Source organism: Streptomyces sp. LaPpAH-108 (genome assembly GCF_000373625.1).
In the GTDB taxonomy this organism is placed as follows: domain Bacteria; phylum Actinomycetota; class Actinomycetes; order Streptomycetales; family Streptomycetaceae; genus Streptomyces.
The window spans coordinates 491,087-513,431 of the sequence record NZ_KB891988.1 but is presented as its reverse complement, the minus strand read 5'-3'; the positions used below and the strand labels follow the sequence as shown (position 1 = coordinate 513,431).

Below are 22,345 nucleotides of genomic sequence, written 5' to 3'. Positions count from 1 at the left end.
AACGGCCCGGCGGCCCCCGTCCGGCAGCGTCGCCGGACGCGCGGGCGCGCCGTAAACCGAAGAGGAGACCCCCCATGTCCGCTCGGCTCAACGCCGCCCAGCCCTACGCCCTCGGGCTCTTCCGCATCGTCGTCGGCCTGCTGTTCGCCGTGCACGGCGCGGCCTCGCTCTTCGGCGTGCTCGGCGGCGCCGTCGGCACCCACGGCGGGACGGTCCCGGCCGGCAGCTGGCCCGGCTGGTACGCGGCGGTGATCCAGCTCGTCGCGGGCGCGCTCGTCCTGCTCGGCCTCGGCACCCGGGGCGCCGCGCTGATCGCCTCCGGCTCGATGGCGTACGCCTACTTCGACGTCCACCAGCAGAACGCCTTCTGGCCCCTCCAGAACGGCGGCGAACTCTCCGTCCTCTTCTGCTGGGCCTTCTTCCTCCTGGTCTTCACCGGCTCGGGCGCCTTCGCCGCGGAGTCCCTGCTCCCGCGCCGTACGGCGACGGCGACGGCGGAACCGGCGGTGGAGGAGGCACCGGTGGCGGCGTGACGCCCCGCCCCTGAACGCGCGTGCCCCGGCGGGGAGTTGACCCCGCCGGGGCACGCGCGCGTCGCCTGGTGGGTGGCCCGCGCAGTACCGTCCGCCGACGGCAGTGTCCGGTTCCGGCTGGCCGGGACGCCGTACGTGCTCACCGAGGCGTATCTCGGCGGGCGGCCCGAGGACCATGTCAGGACATCCCGGTGACCCAGCCGAACGGCACCGTGAAGCAGGCGACGCGGCGGGCGCCCACCGTGCCGGGGCGGTCCTGGATCACGACGGAGGCGGCCTCGCCGCGCCGGAAGCCCCAGGGGTGCCGGACGCTCGCCGTGCCCGCGCCCCCCGAGTCGGTGTTGAAGCCGAGGCGGACCTCGTTGGCGGCGGTAGGCCCGGCGTCCGCGTCGTTGCGGTACCGGTCCCCCGCGTCGGCCCCGGTGGAACCGCAGGCGCGCTGGTGGACGTACGCGCCGTAGGTGTGCCCGGGCCGCAGCCCGCCCACCGTCAGCTCGACGGTCGTGGCCGCGCCAGGGCCGGTCAGCTGCCGTACCCGGATCGTCCCGGCGGCGGGGACGAGCGTCTGGTCGTACGTCACCGCCGCCGACGGCACGAAGGCGGCCGGCGGGGCGAACCGGCCCTCCGCGTCGACGGTGTACCCGTCGGCGACGGCGGGCGTCGCCGCCAGCACGACCACGGCAACGGCCCCCGCACAGAGCCCTGCGAGCATCCCTCTCACCACACCTTCCGGACCGTCACCGCCACGACCCCACAGCCGCGCGAAGTCCCCTCCCCGTTCCTACGACACGGAACGCGGGGGCGCCGGGTGGGGCGCGCCGGGCGGGTGACGGGGGGGGGGCGGGCGCGCGACGCCCGTGCGGTGCGACAGTCACATCGGTGCGCGCCCCTGCTCCCCGCCCCGGTAAACCCAGCGGAGCGTCACCGTGAGCATGTCGTGTCGTTCCCTTGATCCTCTTGTGAACCATCCGTCACTCCGTCCGGCGTACGCTGTATGGCTGTCGTCGGGGGAGCGAGGAGTCGTGGTGCTGGAAAGCGTGGGGGCACTGGCGGGTGGGCCGTGGGTCTACGCCGTGGTGGCGGTGTCGGTGTTGCTCGACGTCTTCGTGCCCGTGCTGCCGAGCGGCGTGCTCGTCATCACGGCGGCCACAGCGGCGGCAGCCGGTACGGGCGCTGCGGCGGGGGCCGTGCCGCACGACGTGCCCGACACCGTCGTACTGATCATCTGCGCCGCCGTCGCCTCGGTCGTGGGCGACCTGGTCGCGTACCGCCTGGCCTGGCGCGGCGGCGCACGTCTGGACCGCGCCATCGCCCGCTCCCGGCGGCTGACCAGCGCGCAGGAACGTCTCGGTGAGGCGCTGGCGCGGGGCGGCGGCGCGCTGGTGGTACTGGCCCGGTTCGCCCCGGCGGGCCGCTCGGTCGTCTCCTTCTGCGCGGGCGCCGCCCACCGCCGCGCCCGCGACTTCCTCCCCTGGTCCGCCCTCGCGGGCCTGTCCTGGGCCGCCTACAGCGTCGCCCTCGGCTACTACGGCGCCCGCTGGCTGGGCGCGACCTGGCTGGCAACGGGAGTATCGGTGGCGGCCCTGTGCGCGGCGGGTTCGGGAGCGGCCTACCTGATGCGACGGCGCCCGACGGAGGGGTGAGGGCGCGCGGCGTGGCTCGCGGGCAGAGCTGAGCCCGTCTCGGGCACGGCCGGTCCCGGCATTCAGCCAGTCGCCGTCGGTTTCTTCTGGCCCCGTACCTCCAGGGCGGCCAGTAGGTCGGCCGTTGCTGAGGCGACGGCGGTGACCGCTTGGTCGAATGCCTCGCGGTTGTGGGCGGCGGGGGCGCGGAAGCCTGAGATCTTGCGTACGTACTGCAGGGCGGCGGCGTGGATGTCGTCCTCGGTGGCCTCGCCGGGCAGGACGGGCGGGCGCAGGGTTTTGATGCTCCGGCACATGGGTCAAGTGTGGCGCGAGGAGGCGGGGTTCGCCGTGTGAACGGGTACTCCCCCGCTCCAGCCACCCCATGCCATGATCAGTCCACGGCGGCCACCGATACCCGGGGCCGACCCCTGAAGGAGTCAACCTCATGACGATCAAGCCCACCGTTGCCGTCCTCGGCCCCGGCGGAGTCGGCGGACTGCTCGCCGCGCTGCTCTCCCGTTCCGGACACCGCGTGATCTGCCTGGCGCGCGAGAGCACCGCGGAGTCGCTGCGCACGGACGGAATCCAGGTCCGCAGCCGCCAGTTCGGGGAGTTCACCGCGTCCGTGGAGGCGGACACCGAGCTGCGCGAGCCGGTCGACGCCTGTCTGATCGCCGTCAAGCAGACGGGCCTGGAGTCCGCGCTGTCCCGCGTCCCGGCGAAGGCGCTGGGCGACACCCTCCTCGTACCGTTCCTGAACGGCGTCGAGCACCCGGCGGCCCTGCGCGCCCGCTACGGCTCCGGCCAGGTGGCCCCGGCCGCGATCCGGGTGGAGTCGACGCGCGTCTCCGCAGACCCGGTGGTCATCGAGCAGGGCAGCCCGTTCGTGGAGGTGGACCTCGCGAGCGCGACGGCGCCCCGGCGCCGTCTCGACGCCCTCGCCGCCGCGCTCACCGCCTCGGGCGTGACGACCCGGGTGACCGACGACGCGACGGCGACGCTCTGGACGAAGCTGGCCTTCCTCGCCCCGTTCGCCCTGCTCACCACGCGGTACGCCGCCCCGCTGGACGTGGTGCTCGACCGCCACCGTACGGAGCTGGAGGCGCTGGTGGCGGAGACGGCGGCCGTCGGCCGGGCGCATGGCGCCCCGACGGACGCGGCGCGGCTGCTCGCGCGGTACGGCTCCTTCCTGCCCGGTACGAAGTCCTCGATGCAGCGGGACGCGGAGGCCGGGCGGGCGCTGGAGCTGGACGCGATCGGCGGGGCGTTGCTGCGGGCGGCGGAGGCGCGGGGAGTGGCGGTGCCGGTGGCCGCGCGGCTGGTGGAGGAGTTGCGGGCGGCCGGGTACTGAGCCGAGGGAGCGGGGTCTTCGGGGGCACTGAGCGGGGGGGCGTGGGCCGTCAACCCGGCCCCTCAAAGAACACTCGTTCGACTGAACCGCCCCTACGAACGCGTCCCATGGATTCGAACAGGCGTACCATTGGCGCGTGGCTACGACCCCCGAATTCCCCAGTGACCTCCTCGCCGGGCAGGCGGAGCTGCACCAGGTCCGGGCCGAGCTGTCGGCCCTGCTCAAGCGGCTCCCCTGGTCGGTGGAGCCGTTGGACGGCTTCAGCGACGACCTCGGCTGGCGCAAGATCGAGCGCCCGGCCTCCCCCGGCTGGACCCCTGACGAACAGGCGGAAGTGGAAAAGCTCCGCCGCCGCGAACACGAACTCGCGGTCTTCGTCAGCGGCCACCGCTTCTGGTCCGAGATAACGGCGGCGGACCGGGTGGACGCGCGCTCGAAGCTGAAGCACGCGGAAGGGGAACCGCCTGCCTGAGGGGCGGGCGGCTCCGCCTCGCCGCACGACACCGCACGCCGGGCGCGCTGGATACGCTGCCCTCATGATGCGCGCTGTGATCTTCGACGTGGGCGAGTGCCTCGTGGACGAGACCGCCGAGTGGGGCGCCTGGGCGGACTGGCTGGGCGTGCCCCGGCACACGTTCAGCGCGGTGTTCGGGGCGGTGGTGGCCCGGGGCGGCGACTGGCGCGAGGTGTTCGACGCGTTCCGCCCGGGGTTCGACCTGAGCGCGGCGCGGGAGGAGCGGGAGGAGGCGGGGCTGCCGCAGACCGTCACGGAGGCGGACCTCTACCCGGACGTCCGGGACACCCTGGCCACGCTGCGCGCCGACGGCCTCTGGCTCGGCATCGCGGCGAACCAGAACGCCCGGGCGGGCCGGTGTCTGCGCGAGCTGTTCGCGAGCGACGTGGACCTGATCGGCCTCTCCGAGGACTGGGGCACGGCCAAGCCGGACCCCGCCTTCTTCGCCCGCCTCGTCTCACTCGTCCCCGCCGAGCCCCACGAGATGCTGTACGTGGGCGACCGCCTCGACAACGACATCCGCCCCGCCCACGACGCCGGTCTCCACACGGCCCTCCTGCACCGAGGCCCCTGGGCGGCCCTGCACCCCCGCGAGAAGAAGTCCGACCGCCTCCCGACCTTCCACATCGAAAGCCTCCTCGAACTCTCCCCGCTGATCGCCCACTTCAACGAGAACCACCGCTGACGAGCGCGGGCATCCCGCCCCCGGCCCCCCTCAGGCCGCCGCCAGCAGCGCCCTCGCCGCCGCGATCACCGGTACGCCCACCTCGCCGACCAGCGCCGCGATGCCGGAGATGCGCCGTACCAGGCCCCGCAGGCGTTCCGGGGAGGTCTCCTCGGCGATCGAGCCGGCCGCCGCGTCCACCTCCGCCCGGTCGCTCGCGTCCAGGTGCGGGCGCAGCCCCTCGATCGCCTCCAGGAGGGCCGTCACCTCAGGTCCCCCGGTGGTCGCGCCGACCGTCTTGCCGCCCGCCACGATGTCCCCGGAGCCGGTGTGTTCGGCCTTGCCGATGCTGCCGGAGCCGTACTGCTGGATGTGGTCGCCGCTCATGATCCCTGGATGCTCCCGCTGCCGCTGTGCTCGGCCTTGCCGATGCTGCCCGAGCCGTACTGCTGGATGAGGTCGCCCTGCACCGCGTGCTCCACGTTGACGATCACCTGCGCGATGTCGGGGTTGCCGATCGCCCTGGTGATCTCGTGGATCAGCTGCTGGATCTCCTCCTGCCGCGTGGACCAGATGGCCGCGCGCTGCGTGCCGGAGGTGTTGAGGATCAGGCCGTACACCGGGGGCTTCTGCAGCGCGGAGACCAGCTTCCAGACGAGAAGCGCCTCCACCGCGAGGAGGACGATCGTGCCGAAGGTGCCGACCACCGAGGCGAAGATGCCGCCCACGATCAGCCAGGCGATGGTCCGGAGGATGAACTTCTTCCACGCGGCGCCCTGGTCGACGGCCAGGCGCCGCTGGCCGACGTGCGAGATGTTGCTGAGCGGGTACGCCTCGCCCCCCACCCACAACACACCTTCGTTGATTGTTACTTGGGCCGCCACAGGACCCTCCTGTCACCTACCGGGAGCATGGGGAACGAAGAGTAGCGAGGTGCATGCCGGGATATGACGGGATTCCGTCCCTCCGCTTCGCACCGATCCGCCCCGGCCTGGCGGGTGTTCGCGCGGCGGCCCCGGCTCACCGCGCCCCGCCGCACGGCCCCCACCTGCGAGGCAAGCCGGAAGAACACGCCCTAGGCGCACCGCTCGGTCCCCGCCGTCCGGCTCCGGCCGTAAACCGGCCGCCCTCGGGACCACCCCCGAAGATCGCCTGAACGATCTACATACCTGCTGAAGTACAAGACGAGAGGCCCCTCACTGATGTAGTGAGGGGCCTCCGCTGTGTGTGGGCGCGGACGGTTTCGAACCGCCGACATCCTGCTTGTAAGGCAGGCGCTCTACCCCTGAGCTACGCACCCGTGGCGACCGGGCACGCGGCCGGGTCGAGCGACAGCTTACCTTGACTGCGCCAGGTGACCGCAAACCCGTAATCCGAGGCGGGGGGCCGGGTGGAGGCAACTGACCGGGCCGTGTGTTCGTCTTCGACGGGTGGGAGAATGGCTCCACCCAGGGCGCCGCAGGACAGCACGGGAGAGGCATGTGACGGGGACACCGGGCACGTCAGGTTCGCAGCCGTACCGGCCGACGGCCGCACGGTCCCCGCATCGGCCCCGCGCCCTGCGCGACACCGCCCTCCTCGTGAGCCTCCCCCTGCTCGCCGTCCTCGCGCTGCCCGCCGCCTTCGCCGGAGGCGGTACCCGTCGCTGGTTCGGCGGCCGGGCCGAGAGTCAGCGGGCCGAGGCGCAGGCCGCCAAGGACGCGGCGGCGGAGGCGTTCTACGCCCTGGACACCGCCCAGCGGGACCTGCTGATCGCCATCGAGACGATCGGCGCCGTCGACGACTCCCCCGCCGCACGCAGCGCCGTCGACGGCTTCGCCGCGCTCGGGCGCCGGATCGACGAGGCCAGCCACCGGTACATCGAGGCCGTGGACGCGCAGGACCTGGACCGGGACGATCTGGAGGCCGCCGTCGCGGCGCGGGCGCGGACCGAGCTGACCGCCGCCAAGGACGAGCTGGTGCGGGTCAAGCAGGAGCTGGACCGCTTCGGCACGTCGCTCGGGCCGCTGCTCGGCAAGGCGGAGACGCAGCTCGCGCGGCTCGCCCCGGCCGTGGAACGGGCCCGGCAGGAGCTGCTGGGGGCGAGCAACGCGCTGGACGCCGTACGGGACAAGCGGCTGCGGGCCGACGACCTCGCGGCGCGGCTGGCCACGCTCTCCCCCGAGCTGACCAAGCTCAACCAGGGCGCCGGACAGCACGGCGTGGCCGCCACCCTGGAGCGCGCCGAGCGGGTACGGCGGGAGGCCGCGGCGATCCGGGCCGAGGCCGAGCGGCTGCCGGAGAAGGCCGCCGAGATCGACCGGCGACTGGTCAGCCTCGGCACCCGCGCCCAGGCGCTCACCACCCGCGCCGGACAGGTCGAGCCGATCCTGAGCGAGCTGCGCCGGCGCTTCACCGCCGCCTGCTGGCAGGACCTCCAGCAGGTGCCCGAGCAGGCCGGGGAGAACGTACGGCAGGCCGAGCGCAAGCTCGCCGAGGCGCGTTCCGCGCGGGAGGCCCAGCGCTGGGCGGACGCCACCTCGCTGCTCTCGACCGTGCGCGCCCTGCTGAACACCACCGACGAGGCCGTCTCGGCCGCCGGGGACCGGCTGAACCGGCTCAACGCCGTCCAGAAGGACCCCCGCGCCGAGATCGAGCGGGCCAGGTTCGCGCTCCGCGACGCCCAGCGGCTCGCCATGACCGGCCGTACGGCGCCCGAGCCCCGGCACGCCCGGCCGCTGGACGACGCGGTGGCCCGTCTCGACCGGGCGATCGCCACGCTCGACAGCGGCCGTCACCCCGACTACTGGCATTTCCTGACCGAGACGGAGGCCGTACGCGAGACGGCGTCCCGGGTGGTCTCCCGGATCCGCGAGGAGCGCGGCTCCGGGCAGTGAGCCCTGTGTTGCCGCCACCGGCCCAGCGGGCGGATATTGGGATGAACCGTATGGCCTGCCCCGATGCCCTGAGGGAGGCGGACATGGCCACACACGCAGAGCGCACCAGACACCGCCGCAGCCGCATCCCCTTCGACGAGCATCTGCCCGTCGACCACAAGCTGAACACGGTCTACCGGATCGGCGCCGGGCTGATCGGGCTCTTCCTGCTGATCTTCGGCATCCTCGGAGTGGTCGACCACATCGGCCCCTTCAACACCGGCAGCGACACGGTGGCGGGCCTCAACACCAACGGCGCGCTGAGCGTGCTCTCGATCGTCGTCGGGCTGATCCTGCTCGCGGGCATGGTGATCGGCGGCAACTTCGCCTCCACGCTGAACATGGTCTTCGGCGTGCTGTTCATCCTGAACGGCTTCATCAACCTGGGCCTGCTGGGCACGGACAGCAACATCCTGGCGTTCAAGATCCAGAACGTGTACTTCACCTTCGTGGTCGGCCTGCTGCTGATGACCTTCGGGATGTACGGCCGGGTCGGCTCGGTCCTCCCGCACGACAACCCCTACTGGCGTGCCCGGCACCCCGACCACCCGGACGCGCAGCCCGCGCTCACCGGCGCGGACCGGCCCGCCCTCACGGGTCAGGAGACGCGCGGGAAGGGGACGGACACGAAGGGGAACGCCCGCCCGGACACGACCTCCGAGTGAGCCGCCCCGCCGCCCGCTCCGGCGGCTAACCTGTCCCCATGCCTCGCTACGAGTACCGCTGCCGGACCTGCGGCGACACCTTCGAACTGAGCCGCCCCATGGCCGAGTCCGCCGCCCCCGCCGCCTGCCCCTCGGGCCACGACGACACGGTGAAGCTGCTCTCCGCGGTCGCGGTCGGCGGCACCTCCGCCGCCCCCGCGCCGAGCCCGTCGGGCGGAGGCGGCGGCTGCTGCGGCGGGGGCTGCTGCGGCTGATCCAAGCCGCCGCCGCACACCGCCACCGCTGCCCGACACCCGTCGGCACCGCACACCGCCGCCGTCACCCGACGCGCCCCCGGCCCCTACGGACGCACCTCAGCCGAAGCAGGGGCCGACGTGCGTGCGGAAGCCGGGGCCGGAACCGCCGCCCCACTCCCCGCCGCCCCGCTCCCCGCCGCGCCCAGGAACTCGCGCAGAATCCGCTCCCCCGCCAGCACCCCCCGATCCGCCAGCGCGTCCACATGCGGCGCCGTCCATCCCGCCTCGGCCAGCTCCCCGTGCCCCGGCCGCCACGCGCGGTCGGCGGCGAGCAGCAGGTCGGCGTCGAGCAGCGAGTCACCGGCCGCGAGCGTCAGCTCCGCGCCGGTGCGCCGGGCGACCTCCCGCACGGCCGCGCTCTTGGTGAGCGGTCCGGGGACGGCGTAGAGCTTGCGGCCCTGGAGCGAGACCGTCCAGCCGCGCTCCGCCGCCCAGCCGGTCAGCTCGGTCACCCAGCTGTCGGGCGTCAGCTCGCGCTCCACGACCAGATAGGCGAACAGGTCCTCGGCGACGCGCTGCTTGCGCACCCACAGCGGATCGCCGATCGCGGCGAGGTGGTCCTGGATCTCCGCCAGCGGCGCGCACGCGGCGGCGAGCCGCGCCTGCACCTGGGCGTGCCAGTCCTGGTCCGTGACGCCGTCGACCAGCAGATGGCCGCCGTTGGCGCAGATCGCGTACGCCGGGGCGGGCCCGGGCAGGTTGATCCGCTGGTACTGCTTGCGGCTGCGGGTCGTCGTCGGCACGAACACCGTCGCGTCCCCGAGCGCGGTCAGCAGTCCGGCCGCCGTCTCGGTCATGAAGGACAGCGGTCTGCTCTCGTGGACCTCCACACACAGCAGCCGGGGAGCCCGGGTATCCGGCATGGTCAGCCCGAGGGCCGCCGCGGAGTAGATCAGCGTGCGGTCGAGGTCGCTCGCCACCATGACCGTCATCAGACGCTCACCGCCCGGCCGTCGGCGCCCGTCGCACCGCGCGTGTAGCGCGGGTGGATCAGCCCGACGCAGCTGTACGGCAGGTCGTCGACCTCCTCCACCGGCACCCCGCGCTGTTCGGCGAGCAGCCGGACGTGGTCGAGGTCGGCTCCCGCGCCCGCCTTGGCGAGGATCTTCCAGGGCACCCGGCGCAGCAGCACCCGGGTGGTCTCGCCGACGCCCGGCTTGACCAGGTTCACGTCGTGGATGCCGTACTCCTCGCTGATCCGCTCCACGGCCCGCCAGCCCTCCCAGGTCGGGGCGCGGTCCCCGGCGAGCAGTTCCTTGACGGCCACGTCCACGCTCTCCTCCACCTCGGGGAAGCGGTCGGCGACGGCGTCCAGGAAGGCCACCGAGACGTCGGCGCCCGCGAGTTCGCGGTAGAACTTCGCGCCGTGGAAGTCGTGCGGTCCGACCAGGTCGGCGCGCAGCACGGTGCGCGAAATCAGGCCGGAAACCGTCGAGTTGAGGCACGCGGAGGGTATGAGGAAGTCCTCGCGGGTGCCGTAGGTGCGCACGCAGGAGCCCGGGTCGGCCAGGACGGCGATCTCCGGGACGAAGCCGGTGATGCCCTCCTCGCGCTCGAACTCCTCGATGGCGGCGGCGAGTTCGCGGGTGATGGCGCCCTTGCCCGTCCAGCCGTCGACGAAGACGACGTCGCGCGGGTCGTGGTGGGCGGCCAGCCAGCGCAGCGCGTTGGCGTCGATGCCCCGGCCGCGCACGATCGAGACGGCGTAGTGCGGCAGCTGGCGGCCGTGGCGGTGCTGGGCCCAGCGGCGCATCAGCACGCCGACCGGGGTGCCCGCGCGGGCGAGGGAGACCAGCACCGGGCGGGGCGTCCCGTCCTCGGCGCCGGGGCGCGGCCGGGCGGCGACCTCGGTGAGGACCGTCTCCGTGACCACGCCGACGGCCTGGGCGATCCGGGCGGCCGAGGCATCCAGGGCGGCGTGGAACAGCTCCTGGTAACGCTCGCTGGGCTGGTACTCCACCGGCAGCGACTCCGCGTAGTGCGCGCCGCCGCTCTGCACGGCCTCCTCGCGCTCCTCGGTCGGCGCCTCCAGGGTGACGCCCGAGAGGTCCTGGAGCAGCCAGCCGACCTCGTCGGGGGCGTACGAGGAGAAGGCGGGGCCGCGAAGGGGCTCGGGCAGCATGGGCGGCCTTTCGGGAGTGGCAACGGGCTCGGGGACATAGGACGGCACGACCGCGAACAGGACGTTCGGGACATGGGCCGCGAGGCGGTCCAGGAGGCCGCCGGGGGCGTGCAGCCGGGGGGTGTCGGCGGCGGAGTCGACCACGGCGAGGACGGTGTCGAAGCCGCCGCCCGCGACGTTGTACGCGTACCGCTCGCCGGGGCCGTCGGCCGGGTCGTCGTGGTCGGGGAAGACCAGGCTGCTGCGTATCGCGTAGCCCGGGTCGTCCACGGCGAGCACCGGGGAGCGGGTGGTGGTCGAGAAGCGCACCTCGGCGGGGACCAGCTGCTCCAGCTCGCGGGCTATGCGCAGCGGGGCGTACATCAGCTCCTCGAAGCCGAGCACCAGCACCCGCCGGGCGCCCTCGGGCAGCGCCTCGGCGGCCCGGGCGGCCATCGCGGGCAGCGCGGCCTCCAGCCGGGCGCGGTGGGCCGGGGTGAACCCGTGCCGCCCGCCGTCGGGCAGCCCGCGCGGCCAGTGCAGGTCGACGCGGGGGGTGCGGCCGTACGGCGTCGCGTCCGCGCCGTCCGCCGGGGCGGCCGGGCCGGGTACGGCGCTCGCGTGGCGGGCGACCAGCTCCCGCCCCTTCTCCAGCACGCCCTCCGGCAGCCGTACGGTCCCCGACGCGCCCGCCACCAGGTCCACGCGGGCGCCGATCCCCGCGGCGAACCGCGCCAGGCGCCCGGCGTCCTCCGGGGAGCGCATGTCGACCAGGGCGACCACCACGTACCGCCGCCGGGGGTGGCGTGCGTGCAGGTCGCGGATGGTGTTGAGGATCGTGTTGCCGGTGGAGAACTCGTCGTCGACCAGCACCAGCGGGCCGTCGCCCGCGAGCAGCGCGGGGTCGGCCGGGAGCAGCAGATGGGAGGTGGCGTGCGAGTGGGACTCCTCGAAGCCGCCCGCGCGGTCCACCCCGGCCACCGGGCGGCGGGTGGAGTGCAGATACGGGGCGAGGCCCAGGCCGTCGGCGACGGCGTGCCCGAGTCCGGTGGCGGTCTCCGCGTAGCCCAGGACGACGGCCTCGGCGGCCCCGGTGTCGCCGAGCAGCGCGCGCACCCGGCGGCCGAGCCGGAAGCCGTGGCCGTAGACGACGGTGGGCGACTGGGGCACGTGCTTGCCGAGGACGTGCGAGACCAGCAGATGGGCCCGCTTGGGGTTGCGGCGCAGCGCGAGCCCGAGGAGGGCGGGCAGTTCGTCGTCGCCCTCCAGCTCGACACCGAGCCGCTCGGCGACCCAGCTGCCGGACCAGACGCCGTCGTTCACTGCGTTGTTCATGCGTTCCTTGGAGGTGGTGGGGGGAGGTCGGCCGGGGCGTCCCGGCGGGGGGCAGGGGCGGGGGTCAGCCGGTTATCCCGGCGGCGAGCAGTTCGACGAAGCCGACGTCCTCGCCGGCCACGCCGAAGACCTCGGCGCGCAGCAGGGTGCGCTCGGCCCAGGCGCGGTGGGGCTTCACTTCGTTCATCTTGTTCGTGTAGGCCGACCGCAGCACACCCCCACCGCCGCGTTCCGGCCGCAGGATGTCCTGGGCGTCGCTGAACTCTTCGTGACTGACCACGGACAGCGCGTGGACGGGCATGACATGGGAGGGGTGGATGCAGGTCTTGCCGAGCAGGCCGTTGGCCTGGTCGAGGGAGATCTCCCGCAGGAGGCCGTCCATGGCGTGTTCGATCAGCTTCTCGCGCAGTCCGACGGCCCGCACCTCAAGGAAGGGGCTCTGCCGCAGCTGCGGCTTGAAGACCCGCTCGGGGACGCGGAAGTACTCCCAGACCGGCCCGGTCACGGTGAATCCGGTGCCGTCGGCCCGGCCCAGCACGTTGACCACATCGGCGATCACGGAGGCGACGATCTGGACGTCGTAGGCGGTCATGTCGGGGGCGCGGCGCAGGCCGTAGGAGGAGCAGAAGTCGGTGACGCCGAGGCGCAGGGCGAGCACCCGCTCGCGGTACTTGCCGACCGCGCGCAGGATGCCGTCCAGGGTCTCCACGCGCGACTCGCGGTAGAGCAGCTCGGTCGACTCCAGGACGGGCATGGCGAACAGCCGTCTGCCGCTCTCCTTCTCGGCCGCGCTCAGCGCCTCGAGGAAGGGCATCCCGCGCTCCCCGGTGAACTTGGGCAGCACGAACCCGGAGAGCAGCCGGGCGGTGGGGCCCAGGCGCCGGACCAGGTCGGGGATCTGGTCGGGGGTGCGCACCCGGATGAACAGCAGCGGCGGCTCCTGGCCCGCGCGCGCGTCCAGCTCGGCGAACTGCCGCACGAGGTTGTCCTCACCGGCCGGTACGTCCGCGTCGTCGATGGAGTCCTCCAGGCACAGCACCATGGAGACCACGCCGGCCCGGCCCTGCTTGAGGACGTCGTCCGCGAGGCACGGCCGGGTGGCCGGGCTGTAGAGCGTGGCGCCGAGGGCGGCGGACAGCAGCCGGGCCGGGGAGTCGGCGGTGAACTCGCACGGCTCCTGGTGGAACAGACGCTCCCGCACCTCGGGGGCGATGTGCCCGAAATGACGCATAGGACTCCCTCAAGGCGTACGCGGGCCGGTGATTTCGGCAAAGGGTGGCCGGTAATAGTACGTAGGGATCCATGTCAGGGGTTCCCGGAGGGCATGAATTTCCGGTAACCGAGGCGTGGCGACGCCGGGCACCCCCGCATTGTCGTGCCCAGGACCGAGAAGGCAGGATGACCGCATGACGCACGCGATGCTGAAGGGGTCGAACATCCCGCTGGAGGCCACCACGGTGCGCGCCGTGCTGCGCTGGACGCCCGGGCAGGGCGTGCCGGACGTGGACGCCTCGGCGCTGCTGCTGGGTTCCGACGGCCGTGTGCGCTCCGACGAGGACTTCGTGTTCTACAACCAGCCCCGGCACCCCTCGGACGCCGTGTGGCGCCTGGGCAAGAAGCGGGTCGCCGAGGGCCTGGCCGACACCGTGCAGGCGGACCTGACCGCACTGGAGCCGGGCGTCAGCCGGGTTCTGCTGGTCGCCTCGGCGGACGGCGAGACCTTCGACCGCGTGCCCGCGCTGTGCGTCCTGGTGTACGACGCGGCGACGCCGGACGCCGAGCCGCTGGCCCGTTTCGAGGTCACCCCGGAGACGGGTGCGGAGACGGCGCTGATCTGCGGTGAGCTGTACCGGCGGGGGGACTCCTGGAAGTTCCGCGCGCTGGGCGAGGGCTATTCGAACGGGCTGAAGGGGCTCGCCACCGACTTCGGCATCTCGGTGGACGAGTCGGAGGCGGTGGAGGAGCCGCCGCGCTCCGAGTCCCTGTCGCTGCCCCTGCCGCCCGAGCAGCCGCCGCCGGTCCCGCCGCAGGCGCCGCCCGCCTACGGCTATCCGCAGACGACCTCGGCGCTGCGCTCGGCCTACGGCTATCCCCAGCCCGCCACCGCCGCGCAGCCCGCGTACGGCTACCCGCAGCCGGCCGGTCCGCAGCAGGCCACGGCCCAGCAGCCCCCGGCGACCCGGCAGCAGCCCGCCTACGGCTATCCGCAGCCGCAGCCCCTTCCGGCGGCGGCTCTGGACCCGGACTTCCGGCTGCCGCCGCAGGGCCCGCAGTTCCTGGGCCGCTGAGGCGGCGCCCGGGCCCCCGCTAGCGGTCCGCCTTCGACTTGTAGCCCCGGCCCCAGCTGAGCCCCCAGCCGTAGAGCCGGTCCAACTCGCCCTGGAAGCCGTAGACGAACTTGACCTCGCGGCGCACCAGCAGTTCCCCCTTGACGTTCTCTATGAGCACCACCGCGCAGGAGCGGGCCTGGGGGTGGCGTTCGTCCAGGGCGATCTCGATGCGGGGGCCGTTGCTCGGATAGAGGGTGACCCTGGCCTGGGTGCGGTCGAAGGCCGGGGTCTGGTCGTAGATGTAGACGAAGACCAGGAGCCGTTTGATGGCGTCGCGGTGGTCGAGGTTGACGTACATCGTCTCGCCGGACGCCGAGCCGAAGCGGTCGTCGCCGCTGAGCTTGACGTACGGCGGGGCGTTCACGTCGCCGAGGTAGCCGCCGAGGGGCTGGACGACGCCCTTGGTGCCGTCCGTCAGCTCGTAGAGGCAGCCGAGGTCCAGGTCGACGTTGACCATGCTCTGGCCGTGACCCATGACTTCCGGTGGCTTGAGCGCCTTGAAGGGGTGCCGGAAAAGGCTCTCGCGCTGGATGCCCGCGATGTCGGAGGTCCGCATCTGCCAGGTCAGATTGACCCGGAGGTGGCCGGTGGCCGCGTCCTGTTTGGTGAGGGACACCTGCTGGTGCCGCTTGGTCAGTTCGATCGCGTTGCTCGCGGGGCTGCCCGAGTCGAAGTCGGTGCCGCGTCCGCCCAGCAGTCCGTCGAAGAATCCCATTCCCGCCCCCGGTGCTCGTGCTCGTGGTGCTCGTGGTGGAGAAGCCGTCAGGGCGGCCGACCACGTCGGCCGCCCCGTTCGAAGCGTTCCCTTCCGGCACGGGGCACCACACCCCGCCCCGCCCCCGATCTTGCCCTTAAGGGGCGCACGAGGGGGCACGCGCCGGGCACGAGGTCTCACACTCCTCGCACGGCGGGAGTCACACCCCTGAGGAGATCTCCGTCTTCGCCGCCGAGCCCGCGTCGCCGCCGCCCTCGGCCGCCAGGGCGCGGTTGCGGCGGACCGAGGACCAGAAGGACCAGGCGATCAGGACGACGCCGACGAGACCGGTGACGACCTCGTTGATCTCGTACCGGATGGTGACCATGAGGATCACCGCGAGGGCGCCGATCGCGTAGTGGGCGCCGTGCTCCAGGTAGACGTAGTCGTCGAGGGTGCCCTGGCGGACCAGGTAGACCGTCAGCGAACGGACGTACATCGCGCCGATGCCGAGGCCGAGCGCCATCAGGACGATGTCGTTGGTGATGGCGAAGGCGCCGATCACGCCGTCGAAGGAGAAGGACGCGTCCAGGACCTCCAGGTAGAGGAACATGAAGAACGCGGCCTGTCCGGCGAGCTGCACCGCCGAGCGTGGCTTGCCGGTGCGGGCCGCGGCTTCCTCGGCCTCGTGCTCACGCTCCTCCTCGGCCTCCAGCTTGTCCTCGAAGTAGCCGGAGAGGCCGCCGACGACCATGTACGTGATCAGACCCGCGATGCCCGCGATCAGGACCGTCTGTGCCTTGTCGGCGTGGGCGCCGCCGTGCTGGTGGGCGTGGGTGGCGAAGGTGAAGGAGGTGATCAGCAGGACGATCAGGGAGATGCAGACCGACAGCATGTCGACCTTGCCGAGCTTGGCCAGCGGCCGCTCGATCCAGCGCAGCCACTGGATGTCCCGGTCCTCGAAGATGAAGTCGAGGAAGATCATCAACAGGAACATGCCACCGAAGGCGGCGATCGCCGGGTGGGCGTCGGTGACGAGTTCCTGGTAGCGGTCCTTGTTGTTGAGCGCGAGATTGACGGCCTCGATCGGACCCATCTTGGCGCTGACCGCGACGATCACGACGGGGAAGACCAGCCGCATGCCGAATACCGCGATGAGCACGCCGATCGTGAGGAAGATCTTCTGCCAGAAGGCGTTCATCTTCTTCAGGATTCCGGCGTTGACCACCGCGTTGTCGAACGACAGCGAGATCTCCAGGATGGAGAGGATCGCCACGATGCCGAAGGCCTTCCACCCCCCGTAGAAGACCGCAGCGACCAGGCCGAGCGCGGTCACCGCGAACGACCAGCCGAAGGTTTTCAGAAGCACTGGCTAACCCCATCGTGTATGGAGGACGCCTCCGGGCGATTGCCCGGAGGATGATCTCCCCCTGCCGTACCCGGCTTTGCGAAACGTTGACCACGAAGTGTAGAACGTCTCCCTCCGGACGGACCAGAAGGGGCGTCCTCCGGGAAAACACGCTGTTCCTGGACGTATGGCCCGGCTTTACGAAACGTTGACCCCGAAGTCCAGCGCGATGCCACGCAGACCCGACGCATACCCCTGCCCCACCGCCCGGAACTTCCATTCGCCCTGATACCGGTACAGCTCCCCGAAGATCATCGCGGTTTCGGTGGAGGCGTCCTCGCTCAGGTCGTAGCGGGCGAGTTCCTGGTCGTCGGCGCGGTTGACCACGCGGATGAACGCGTTGGACACCTGGCCGAAGGACTGGCCGCGCTCGTCCGCCATGTGGATCGAGACGGGGAAGATGATCTTTTCGCACTGGTCAGGAACCCGGGAGAGGTCGACCAGAATCGATTCGTCGTCGCCCTCGCCCTCACCGGTGAGATTGTCGCCGGTGTGCTCGACCGAGCCGTCCGGGCTGGTCAGCTGGTTGTAAAAAACGAACCACTCGTCGCCCATGACCCGGTTCCCGGCGCCGCACAGCAGGGCGCTGGCGTCGAGGTCGAAGGGGGCGCCGGTGGTGGACCGCGCGTCCCAGCCGAGCCCGATCATGACGTTGGTGAGATTCGGCGCGGCCTTGGAGAGGGAGACATTGCCTCCCTTGGCGAGCGTGACACCCATGCTGCTGGTCCTCCCCTGTGGTGCTTCTCTCTGTCTCCTGCGCCCCCCGGAGGGGATACCCCCGGGCGCCGCACCTGAACGGTGCGGCGCCCGGACGGTGAAACCGACGGCGTCAGACGTTGACGCCGAAGTCCTGGGCGATGCCGCGCAGTCCCGAGGCATAGCCCTGCCCGATGGCGCGGAACTTCCACTCCGGGCCGTTGCGGTACAGCTCGCCGAAGACCATGGCGGTCTCGGTGGACGCGTCCTCGCTGAGGTCGTAGCGCGCCAGCTCCTGGCCGCCCGCCTGGTTCACCACGCGGATGAAGGCGTTGCGGACCTGGCCGAAGGACTGCTGGCGGTTGTCGGCGTCGTAGATCGACACCGGGAACACGATCTTGTCGATGTCGGCGGGCACCTCCGCGAGGTTGACCTTGATCTGCTCGTCGTCGCCCTCGCCCTCACCGGTGAGGTTGTCGCCGGTGTGCTCGACCGAGCCGTCCGGGCTCTTGAGGTTGTTGAAGAAGACGAAGTTCTGGTCGCTGCCGACCTTGCCCGCGTTGTTCAGCAGCAGTGCGCTGGCGTCGAGGTCGAAATCGGTGCCGGTCGTGGTGCGCACGTCCCACCCCAGGCCGACAATGACGGCGGTCAGGCCCGGGGCCTCCTTCGTCAGCGATACGTTGCCGCCCTTGCTGAGGCTGACTCCCACGGGTCCTCCATGTGGTGTCGGGGGCGGGAAGCCCCGTCGTACTTCGGATACGGGATCAACGAGCCGATCCTAGTGACGGGTTCCCGCCCCTCGCAGACCCTGGACCCGAAGGATCACAGGTGTCGGGGCCCGGGGGCGTCCGCCCCGGACCGGCTCACAGCGCGTCGAGCGCCTTCACGTAGTCGTTGAGGTCACGGGCGTCGGGCAGGCCGTTGACGACGGTCCAGCGCACGACGCCCTCCTTGTCGATGACGAAGGTGCCCCGGACGGCGCAGCCCTTGTCCTCGTCGAAGGCGCCATAGGCGCGGGAGACGTTGCCGTGCGGCCAGAAGTCGCTCAGCAGCGGGTACTCCAGGCCCTCCTGCTCGGCGAAGACGCGCAGGGTGTGGATGGAGTCGTTGGAGACGGCGAGGAGCTGGGTGTCGCGGTCCTCGAACTGCGGCAGGTGGTCACGCAGCTCGCACAGCTCGCCGGTGCACACGCCGGTGAAGGCGAAGGGGTAGAAGAGCAGGACCACGTTCTTCTCGCCGCGGAGGTCCGAGAGCCGCACGGTGCGGCCGTGGTTGTCCTTGAGCTCGAAGTCGGGCGCCTTGTCGCCGGCCTGGATCGCCATCGTGCTTGCATCCCTTCGGTGGGCTGACGGGGGTGGGCGGGAGTCCGCTCCCGCCCACCCTACGCAGCGCACACCTCGGGCCCGGGGGCGGGACGGGGGTGTGCCCGGCCCGCCCGGAGCCCAGGGCTCGGCGGGGTCCTGCCGCTCGGCGGCGCTGTCCTACCGCTTGCCGGACTTGGCGGCCTTCGGCGTCGCCAGACGCGAGCCGCTCCAGTCCTTGCCGACGCTGACGCTCTTCGAGGCGGTCAGGCCGGCGGTCGTCGCGGCCTCCGAGATGTCGCTCGGCTCCACGTACCCCGTACGGCCGGTCTTCGGCGTCAGGAGCAGGATGGCACCGCCCTCTTCGATGTACGTGGTGGCGTCCACCAGCACATCGGTGAGGTCGCCGTCGTCATCACGGAACCACAGCACGACGGCGTCGGCCACGTCGTCGTATTCCTCGTCCATCAGGTCGCCTTCGACGGCTTCCTCGATGGCCTCGCGGAGTTCCTGATCGACGTCCTCGTCGTAGCCGATCTCCTGGACCACCTGTCCGGGCTGGAAACCCAGCCTGGCGGCAGGGTTGGTCCGCTCCTCCGCGTGGTCCGCGGTCGCGCTCACGGGTTGCCTCCTGATCATGTCTTGGTGAAGTAACTCAGCCCCACGCGTACGCGAAGCATTGGCCGTAGTCCACACGGGCGGGACGGATCGCGCAAGTACCCGGCCGTCCAGACCGCCGAAACGGTGACTGCGGCGGCGGCGCCGCAGCGGCTTATGGCACCGTATCCCGTTTGCCGGGGAACCACATCACACCGATGTGCCCGTTATGCCCCCTCCAGAATCATCCTTGGTTACGACAGTCGAACAAATTTGCCGAGCACGTCACACGGCGGGCGTATCGTCGCGTTTTGCGCCGGGCGAACGCCGCGACCGGGGTGACGCGGGCCCTGGCGAGGTACACGATGGGGAACGTCCTTCAACAAGAAGTCCCCGAGAAGAAGACTCCGAAGTCGTCGGAGAAGAAATGGCCCAGGCCCCTCCGAAAGGTGAGGAACAGCGTGGCTTCCGGTTCCGATCGCAATCCGATCATCATTGGCGGCCTTCCGAGTCAGGTTCCTGACTTCGACCCCGAGGAAACACAGGAGTGGCTCGACTCCCTCGACGCCGCCGTCGACGAGCGCGGCCGGGAGCGGGCCCGGTATCTCATGCTCCGGCTGATCGAGCGGGCCCGCGAGAAGCGCGTGGCCGTGCCCGAGATGCGCAGCACGGACTACGTCAACACGATCCCCACCAAGAGCGAGCCGTTCTTCCCGGGCAACGAGGAGATCGAGCGCCGCATCCTCAACGCGACCCGCTGGAACGCGGCCGTGATGGTCTCGCGCGCCCAGCGGCCCGGCATCGGCGTCGGCGGCCACATCGCCACCTTCGCCTCCTCCGCGTCCCTGTACGACGTGGGCTTCAACCACTTCTTCCGGGGCAAGGACGGCGGTGACGGCGGCGACCAGGTCTTCTTCCAGGGCCACGCCTCCCCCGGCATCTACGCCCGCGCCTATCTGCTCGACCGGCTCACCGAGAACCAGCTCGACGGCTTCCGGCAGGAGAAGTCGAAGTACCCCGACGGACTGTCCAGCTACCCGCATCCGCGCTCCATGCCGGACTTCTGGGAGTTCCCGACCGTCTCCATGGGCCTCGGCCCGCTGGGCGCGATCTACCAGGCGCGGATGAACCGCTACATGCAGGCGCGCGGGATCGCGGACACCTCGCACTCGCACGTGTGGGCGTTCCTCGGTGACGGCGAGATGGACGAGCCGGAGTCGCTGGGCCAGCTGTCCATCGCCGCCCGCGAGGGCCTGGACAACCTGACCTTCGTGGTCAACTGCAACCTCCAGCGGCTCGACGGCCCGGTGCGCGGCAACGGCAAGATCATCCAGGAGCTGGAGTCGCAGTTCCGGGGCGCCGGCTGGAACGTGATCAAGCTGGTCTGGGACCGGACCTGGGATCCGCTGCTGGCCCAGGACCGGGACGGCATCCTGGTCAACAAGCTGAACACCACGCCCGACGGCCAGTTCCAGACGTACGCCACCGAGTCCGGCACATACATCCGCGAGCACTTCTTCGGCGACGACCAGCGGCTGCGCGCCATGGTCGAGAACATGACCGACGACCAGATCCTGCACCTGGGGCGCGGCGGCCACGACCACCGGAAGATCTTCGCGGCGATGTCGGCGGCCAAGGCGCACAAGGGCCAGCCGACGGTGATCCTGGCGCAGACGGTCAAGGGCTGGACGCTCGGCCCCAACTTCGAGGGCCGCAACGCCACCCACCAGATGAAGAAGCTGACGGTCGACGACCTCAAGCACTTCCGCGACCGGCTGCATCTGCCGATCTCCGACCGCGAGCTGGAGTCCGGCGCCCCGCCGTACTACCACCCGGGCCGGGACTCGGAGGAGATCCAGTACATGCACGACCGGCGCCGGTCGCTCGGCGGGTACGTCCCGACGCGGCTCGTGCGCTCGAAGCCGCTGGAGCTGCCGGACGACACGGCGTACGCGAGTGTGAAGAAGGGGTCGGGTCAGCAGCAGATCGCCACCACCATGGCGTTCGTACGGCTGCTGAAGGACCTCATGCGGGACAAGGAGATCGGCAGGCGGTTCGTGCTGATCGCGCCGGACGAGTACCGCACCTTCGGCATGGACTCGTTCTTCCCGAGCGCGAAGATCTACAACCCGCTCGGCCAGCAGTACGAGTCGGTGGACCGCGAACTGCTGCTCGCCTACAAGGAGTCCCCCACCGGCCAGATGCTGCACGACGGCATCTCCGAGGCGGGCTGCACGGCCTCCCTGATGGCGGCGGGCTCGGCCTACGCCACCCACGGCGAACCGCTGATCCCGGTCTACGTCTTCTACTCGATGTTCGGTTTCCAGCGCACCGGCGACCAGTTCTGGCAGATGGCCGACCAGCTGGCGCGCGGTTTCGTCCTGGGCGCGACCGCGGGCCGTACGACCCTGACCGGCGAAGGACTCCAGCACGCGGACGGCCACTCCCAGCTGCTGGCCTCCACCAACCCGGCGTGCGTGGCGTACGACCCGGCGTACGGCTACGAGATCGCGCACATCGTCAAGGACGGGCTGCGCCGGATGTACGGCGGCGACGCCGAGCATCCGCACGGCGAGGACGTCTTCTACTACCTCACCGTCTACAACGAGCCGATCAAGCACCCGGCCGAGCCGGAGAACGTGGACGTCGAGGGCATCCTCAAGGGCGTCCACAAGCTCAAGGACGCCGACTCCGGCGCGATCCCCGCGCAGATCATGGCATCGGGCGTCGCGGTGCCGTGGGCGCTCGAAGCGCAGCGGATCCTGGCCGAGGACTGGAACGTACGGGCCGACGTGTGGTCGGCGACCTCCTGGAACGAGCTGCGGCGCGAGGCGGTGGCCTGCGAGGAGCACAACCTGCTGCATCCCGAGGAGGAGCAGCGGGTGCCGTTCGTGACGCGGAAGCTCAGCACGGGTGAGGGGCCGTTTGTGGCGGTGTCGGACTGGATGCGGTCGGTGCCGGATCAGATTGCGCGGTGGGTTCCTGGGCCGTATCAGTCACTTGGTGCGGATGGGTTTGGCTTCGCGGACACCCGTGGGGCGGCTCGGCGGTTCTTCCATATCGACGCTCAGTCGATCGTGGTCGCTGTGCTGACCGAGTTGGCGAAGGAAGGGAAGATTGATCGCTCGGCGCTGAAGCAGGCGATTGATCGGTATCAGTTGCTGGACGTCAAGGCTGCGGCGCCGGGTGCCGCCGGCGGTGACGCGTAGGGCTGTGCGGGTTCGTTGTGGCCGCGCGATCGCCGTTGGTGGTTCGGTGATCGCGCGGCCGTCCGACCGTCGTGGCTGGTCGCGCAGTTCCCCGCGCCCCTTAAAAGCACG

The 22,345-nt window shown here is 71.5% G+C and carries 23 protein-coding genes and 1 tRNA gene; 10 read left to right on the top strand and 14 right to left on the bottom strand.

Going from position 1 to position 22,345, the window contains the following annotated elements; genetic code table 11:
- Positions 1-74 precede the first annotated feature (74 nt).
- On the top strand, positions 75-533 hold the full coding sequence (locus B079_RS0108470; protein ID WP_018545349.1) for a DoxX family protein: 459 nt from the start codon (positions 75-77) through the stop codon (positions 531-533).
- A gap of 178 nt (positions 534-711) precedes the next feature.
- Here B079_RS0108470 and B079_RS0108465 read toward each other — a convergent pair whose 3' ends face one another.
- Complete coding sequence (locus B079_RS0108465) at positions 712-1,245, bottom strand: hypothetical protein (RefSeq protein ID WP_026248479.1); 534 nt, start codon at positions 1,243-1,245, stop codon at positions 712-714.
- A gap of 313 nt (positions 1,246-1,558) precedes the next feature.
- On the opposite strand from B079_RS0108465, the gene B079_RS0108460 reads away from it, so the two are divergent.
- Entirely contained in the window at positions 1,559-2,176 is a 618-nt protein-coding gene (locus B079_RS0108460) for a DedA family protein (protein ID WP_018545347.1), read from the top strand.
- A gap of 62 nt (positions 2,177-2,238) precedes the next feature.
- Here the strand turns inward: B079_RS0108460 and B079_RS0108455 are convergent, their stop codons facing one another.
- Positions 2,239-2,472 (bottom strand): DUF2277 domain-containing protein, encoded by a 234-nt coding sequence (locus B079_RS0108455; RefSeq protein WP_018545346.1) that lies wholly within the window; start codon positions 2,470-2,472, stop codon positions 2,239-2,241.
- 131 nt (positions 2,473-2,603) lie between these two features.
- Between B079_RS0108455 and B079_RS0108450 the strand changes: the two genes are divergently transcribed.
- The 3 genes from B079_RS0108450 (at position 2,604) to B079_RS0108440 (ending at position 4,708) form a co-directional block, all read left to right on the top strand.
- Complete coding sequence (locus B079_RS0108450; RefSeq protein WP_018545345.1) at positions 2,604-3,509, top strand: ketopantoate reductase family protein; 906 nt, start codon at positions 2,604-2,606, stop codon at positions 3,507-3,509.
- A 136-nt stretch (positions 3,510-3,645) separates the two neighbouring features.
- Positions 3,646-3,981 carry a hypothetical protein gene (locus B079_RS0108445; protein WP_018545344.1) on the top strand — a complete coding sequence of 112 codons (336 nt, stop codon included), beginning with the start codon at positions 3,646-3,648 and terminating at the stop codon, positions 3,979-3,981.
- A gap of 64 nt (positions 3,982-4,045) precedes the next feature.
- A complete protein-coding gene (locus tag B079_RS0108440; protein ID WP_018545343.1) occupies positions 4,046-4,708 on the top strand; it encodes an HAD family hydrolase in 663 nt (220 codons plus the stop codon).
- A 30-nt stretch (positions 4,709-4,738) separates the two neighbouring features.
- Here the strand turns inward: B079_RS0108440 and B079_RS0108435 are convergent, their stop codons facing one another.
- The 3 genes from B079_RS0108435 to B079_RS0108425 all read right to left on the bottom strand — a co-directional run bounded on the left by B079_RS0108435 (position 4,739) and on the right by B079_RS0108425 (position 5,987).
- Positions 4,739-5,074, bottom strand: coding sequence for a hypothetical protein (locus B079_RS0108435; RefSeq protein WP_018545342.1), 336 nt, complete (start codon positions 5,072-5,074; stop codon positions 4,739-4,741).
- A complete protein-coding gene (locus B079_RS0108430) occupies positions 5,071-5,571 on the bottom strand; it encodes a DUF6232 family protein (protein WP_106432280.1) in 501 nt (166 codons plus the stop codon). The genes B079_RS0108435 and B079_RS0108430 overlap by 4 nt, the downstream gene beginning before the upstream one ends.
- Before the next feature lie 344 nt (positions 5,572-5,915).
- Positions 5,916-5,987, bottom strand: a tRNA-Val gene (locus B079_RS0108425).
- 181 nt (positions 5,988-6,168) lie between these two features.
- Between B079_RS0108425 and B079_RS0108420 the strand changes: the two genes are divergently transcribed.
- From B079_RS0108420 to B079_RS0108410, 3 genes are all read left to right on the top strand, one after another.
- Positions 6,169-7,563, top strand: a complete 1,395-nt coding sequence (locus B079_RS0108420) for a hypothetical protein (RefSeq protein WP_018545340.1) — start codon at positions 6,169-6,171, stop codon at positions 7,561-7,563.
- Between the two features lie 83 nt (positions 7,564-7,646).
- Positions 7,647-8,267 (top strand): DUF4383 domain-containing protein, encoded by a 621-nt coding sequence (locus B079_RS0108415; protein WP_018545339.1) that lies wholly within the window; start codon positions 7,647-7,649, stop codon positions 8,265-8,267.
- Between the two features lie 38 nt (positions 8,268-8,305).
- Entirely contained in the window at positions 8,306-8,521 is a 216-nt protein-coding gene (locus B079_RS0108410; protein ID WP_018545338.1) for an FmdB family zinc ribbon protein, read from the top strand.
- Between the two features lie 86 nt (positions 8,522-8,607).
- Here B079_RS0108410 and B079_RS31550 read toward each other — a convergent pair whose 3' ends face one another.
- The 3 genes from B079_RS31550 to B079_RS0108395 form a co-directional block, all read right to left on the bottom strand.
- Positions 8,608-9,495 (bottom strand): hypothetical protein, encoded by an 888-nt coding sequence (locus B079_RS31550; RefSeq protein ID WP_018545337.1) that lies wholly within the window; start codon positions 9,493-9,495, stop codon positions 8,608-8,610.
- Positions 9,495-11,999 carry a phosphoribosyltransferase gene (locus B079_RS0108400; RefSeq protein ID WP_018545336.1) on the bottom strand — a complete coding sequence of 835 codons (2,505 nt, stop codon included), beginning with the start codon at positions 11,997-11,999 and terminating at the stop codon, positions 9,495-9,497. The genes B079_RS31550 and B079_RS0108400 overlap by 1 nt, the downstream gene beginning before the upstream one ends.
- A 64-nt stretch (positions 12,000-12,063) precedes the next feature.
- Complete coding sequence (locus B079_RS0108395; protein WP_018545335.1) at positions 12,064-13,230, bottom strand: HpcH/HpaI aldolase/citrate lyase family protein; 1,167 nt, start codon at positions 13,228-13,230, stop codon at positions 12,064-12,066.
- A gap of 175 nt (positions 13,231-13,405) precedes the next feature.
- Between B079_RS0108395 and B079_RS0108390 the strand changes: the two genes are divergently transcribed.
- Positions 13,406-14,287 (top strand): TerD family protein, encoded by an 882-nt coding sequence (locus tag B079_RS0108390; RefSeq protein WP_018545334.1) that lies wholly within the window; start codon positions 13,406-13,408, stop codon positions 14,285-14,287.
- Positions 14,288-14,306: 19 nt separating this feature from the next.
- Here B079_RS0108390 and B079_RS0108385 read toward each other — a convergent pair whose 3' ends face one another.
- The 6 genes from B079_RS0108385 to B079_RS0108360 all read right to left on the bottom strand — a co-directional run bounded on the left by B079_RS0108385 (position 14,307) and on the right by B079_RS0108360 (position 19,049).
- Positions 14,307-15,044, bottom strand: coding sequence for a TerD family protein (locus B079_RS0108385; RefSeq protein WP_018545333.1), 738 nt, complete (start codon positions 15,042-15,044; stop codon positions 14,307-14,309).
- A gap of 199 nt (positions 15,045-15,243) precedes the next feature.
- Positions 15,244-16,392: a DUF475 domain-containing protein gene (locus tag B079_RS0108380; protein WP_018545332.1), complete on the bottom strand. Its 1,149-nt coding sequence runs from the start codon at positions 16,390-16,392 to the stop codon at positions 15,244-15,246.
- 177 nt (positions 16,393-16,569) lie between these two features.
- Entirely contained in the window at positions 16,570-17,148 is a 579-nt protein-coding gene (locus tag B079_RS0108375) for a TerD family protein (protein ID WP_018545331.1), read from the bottom strand.
- A 112-nt stretch (positions 17,149-17,260) separates the two neighbouring features.
- Complete coding sequence (locus B079_RS0108370) at positions 17,261-17,836, bottom strand: TerD family protein (protein ID WP_018545330.1); 576 nt, start codon at positions 17,834-17,836, stop codon at positions 17,261-17,263.
- A gap of 154 nt (positions 17,837-17,990) precedes the next feature.
- Positions 17,991-18,449 (bottom strand): peroxiredoxin, encoded by a 459-nt coding sequence (locus tag B079_RS0108365; protein ID WP_018545329.1) that lies wholly within the window; start codon positions 18,447-18,449, stop codon positions 17,991-17,993.
- Between the two features lie 159 nt (positions 18,450-18,608).
- The gene (locus B079_RS0108360) at positions 18,609-19,049 is read right to left on the bottom strand and encodes a DUF3052 domain-containing protein (RefSeq protein ID WP_018545328.1); all 441 of its coding nucleotides are present in this window, start codon (positions 19,047-19,049) and stop codon (positions 18,609-18,611) included.
- 437 nt (positions 19,050-19,486) lie between these two features.
- Between B079_RS0108360 and aceE the strand changes: the two genes are divergently transcribed.
- Positions 19,487-22,234: a pyruvate dehydrogenase (acetyl-transferring), homodimeric type gene (gene aceE, locus B079_RS0108355; RefSeq protein WP_018545327.1), complete on the top strand. Its 2,748-nt coding sequence runs from the start codon at positions 19,487-19,489 to the stop codon at positions 22,232-22,234.
- The last annotated feature ends 111 nt before the right edge of the window (positions 22,235-22,345 follow it).

Excerpts from the sequence above, each read along its gene's own strand:
- B079_RS0108375 (WP_018545331.1), bottom strand. The coding sequence starts at position 17,148 with ATGGGTGTCACGCTCGCCAAGGGAGGCAATGTCTCCCTCTCCAAGGCC.
- B079_RS0108395 (WP_018545335.1), bottom strand. The coding sequence starts at position 13,230 with ATGCGTCATTTCGGGCACATCGCCCCCGAGGTGCGGGAGCGTCTGTTC.
- B079_RS0108365 (WP_018545329.1), bottom strand. The coding sequence starts at position 18,449 with ATGGCGATCCAGGCCGGCGACAAGGCGCCCGACTTCGAGCTCAAGGAC.
- B079_RS0108400 (WP_018545336.1), bottom strand. The coding sequence starts at position 11,999 with ATGAACAACGCAGTGAACGACGGCGTCTGGTCCGGCAGCTGGGTCGCC.
- B079_RS0108385 (WP_018545333.1), bottom strand. The coding sequence starts at position 15,044 with ATGGGATTCTTCGACGGACTGCTGGGCGGACGCGGCACCGACTTCGAC.
- B079_RS0108410 (WP_018545338.1), top strand. The coding sequence starts at position 8,306 with ATGCCTCGCTACGAGTACCGCTGCCGGACCTGCGGCGACACCTTCGAA.
- B079_RS0108465 (WP_026248479.1), bottom strand. The coding sequence starts at position 1,245 with ATGCTCGCAGGGCTCTGTGCGGGGGCCGTTGCCGTGGTCGTGCTGGCG.
- B079_RS0108415 (WP_018545339.1), top strand. The coding sequence starts at position 7,647 with ATGGCCACACACGCAGAGCGCACCAGACACCGCCGCAGCCGCATCCCC.
- B079_RS31550 (WP_018545337.1), bottom strand. The coding sequence starts at position 9,495 with ATGACGGTCATGGTGGCGAGCGACCTCGACCGCACGCTGATCTACTCC.
- B079_RS0108440 (WP_018545343.1), top strand. The coding sequence starts at position 4,046 with ATGATGCGCGCTGTGATCTTCGACGTGGGCGAGTGCCTCGTGGACGAG.
- B079_RS0108470 (WP_018545349.1), top strand. The coding sequence starts at position 75 with ATGTCCGCTCGGCTCAACGCCGCCCAGCCCTACGCCCTCGGGCTCTTC.
- B079_RS0108435 (WP_018545342.1), bottom strand. The coding sequence starts at position 5,074 with ATGAGCGGCGACCACATCCAGCAGTACGGCTCCGGCAGCATCGGCAAG.
- B079_RS0108450 (WP_018545345.1), top strand. The coding sequence starts at position 2,604 with ATGACGATCAAGCCCACCGTTGCCGTCCTCGGCCCCGGCGGAGTCGGC.
- B079_RS0108455 (WP_018545346.1), bottom strand. The coding sequence starts at position 2,472 with ATGTGCCGGAGCATCAAAACCCTGCGCCCGCCCGTCCTGCCCGGCGAG.
- B079_RS0108390 (WP_018545334.1), top strand. The coding sequence starts at position 13,406 with ATGACGCACGCGATGCTGAAGGGGTCGAACATCCCGCTGGAGGCCACC.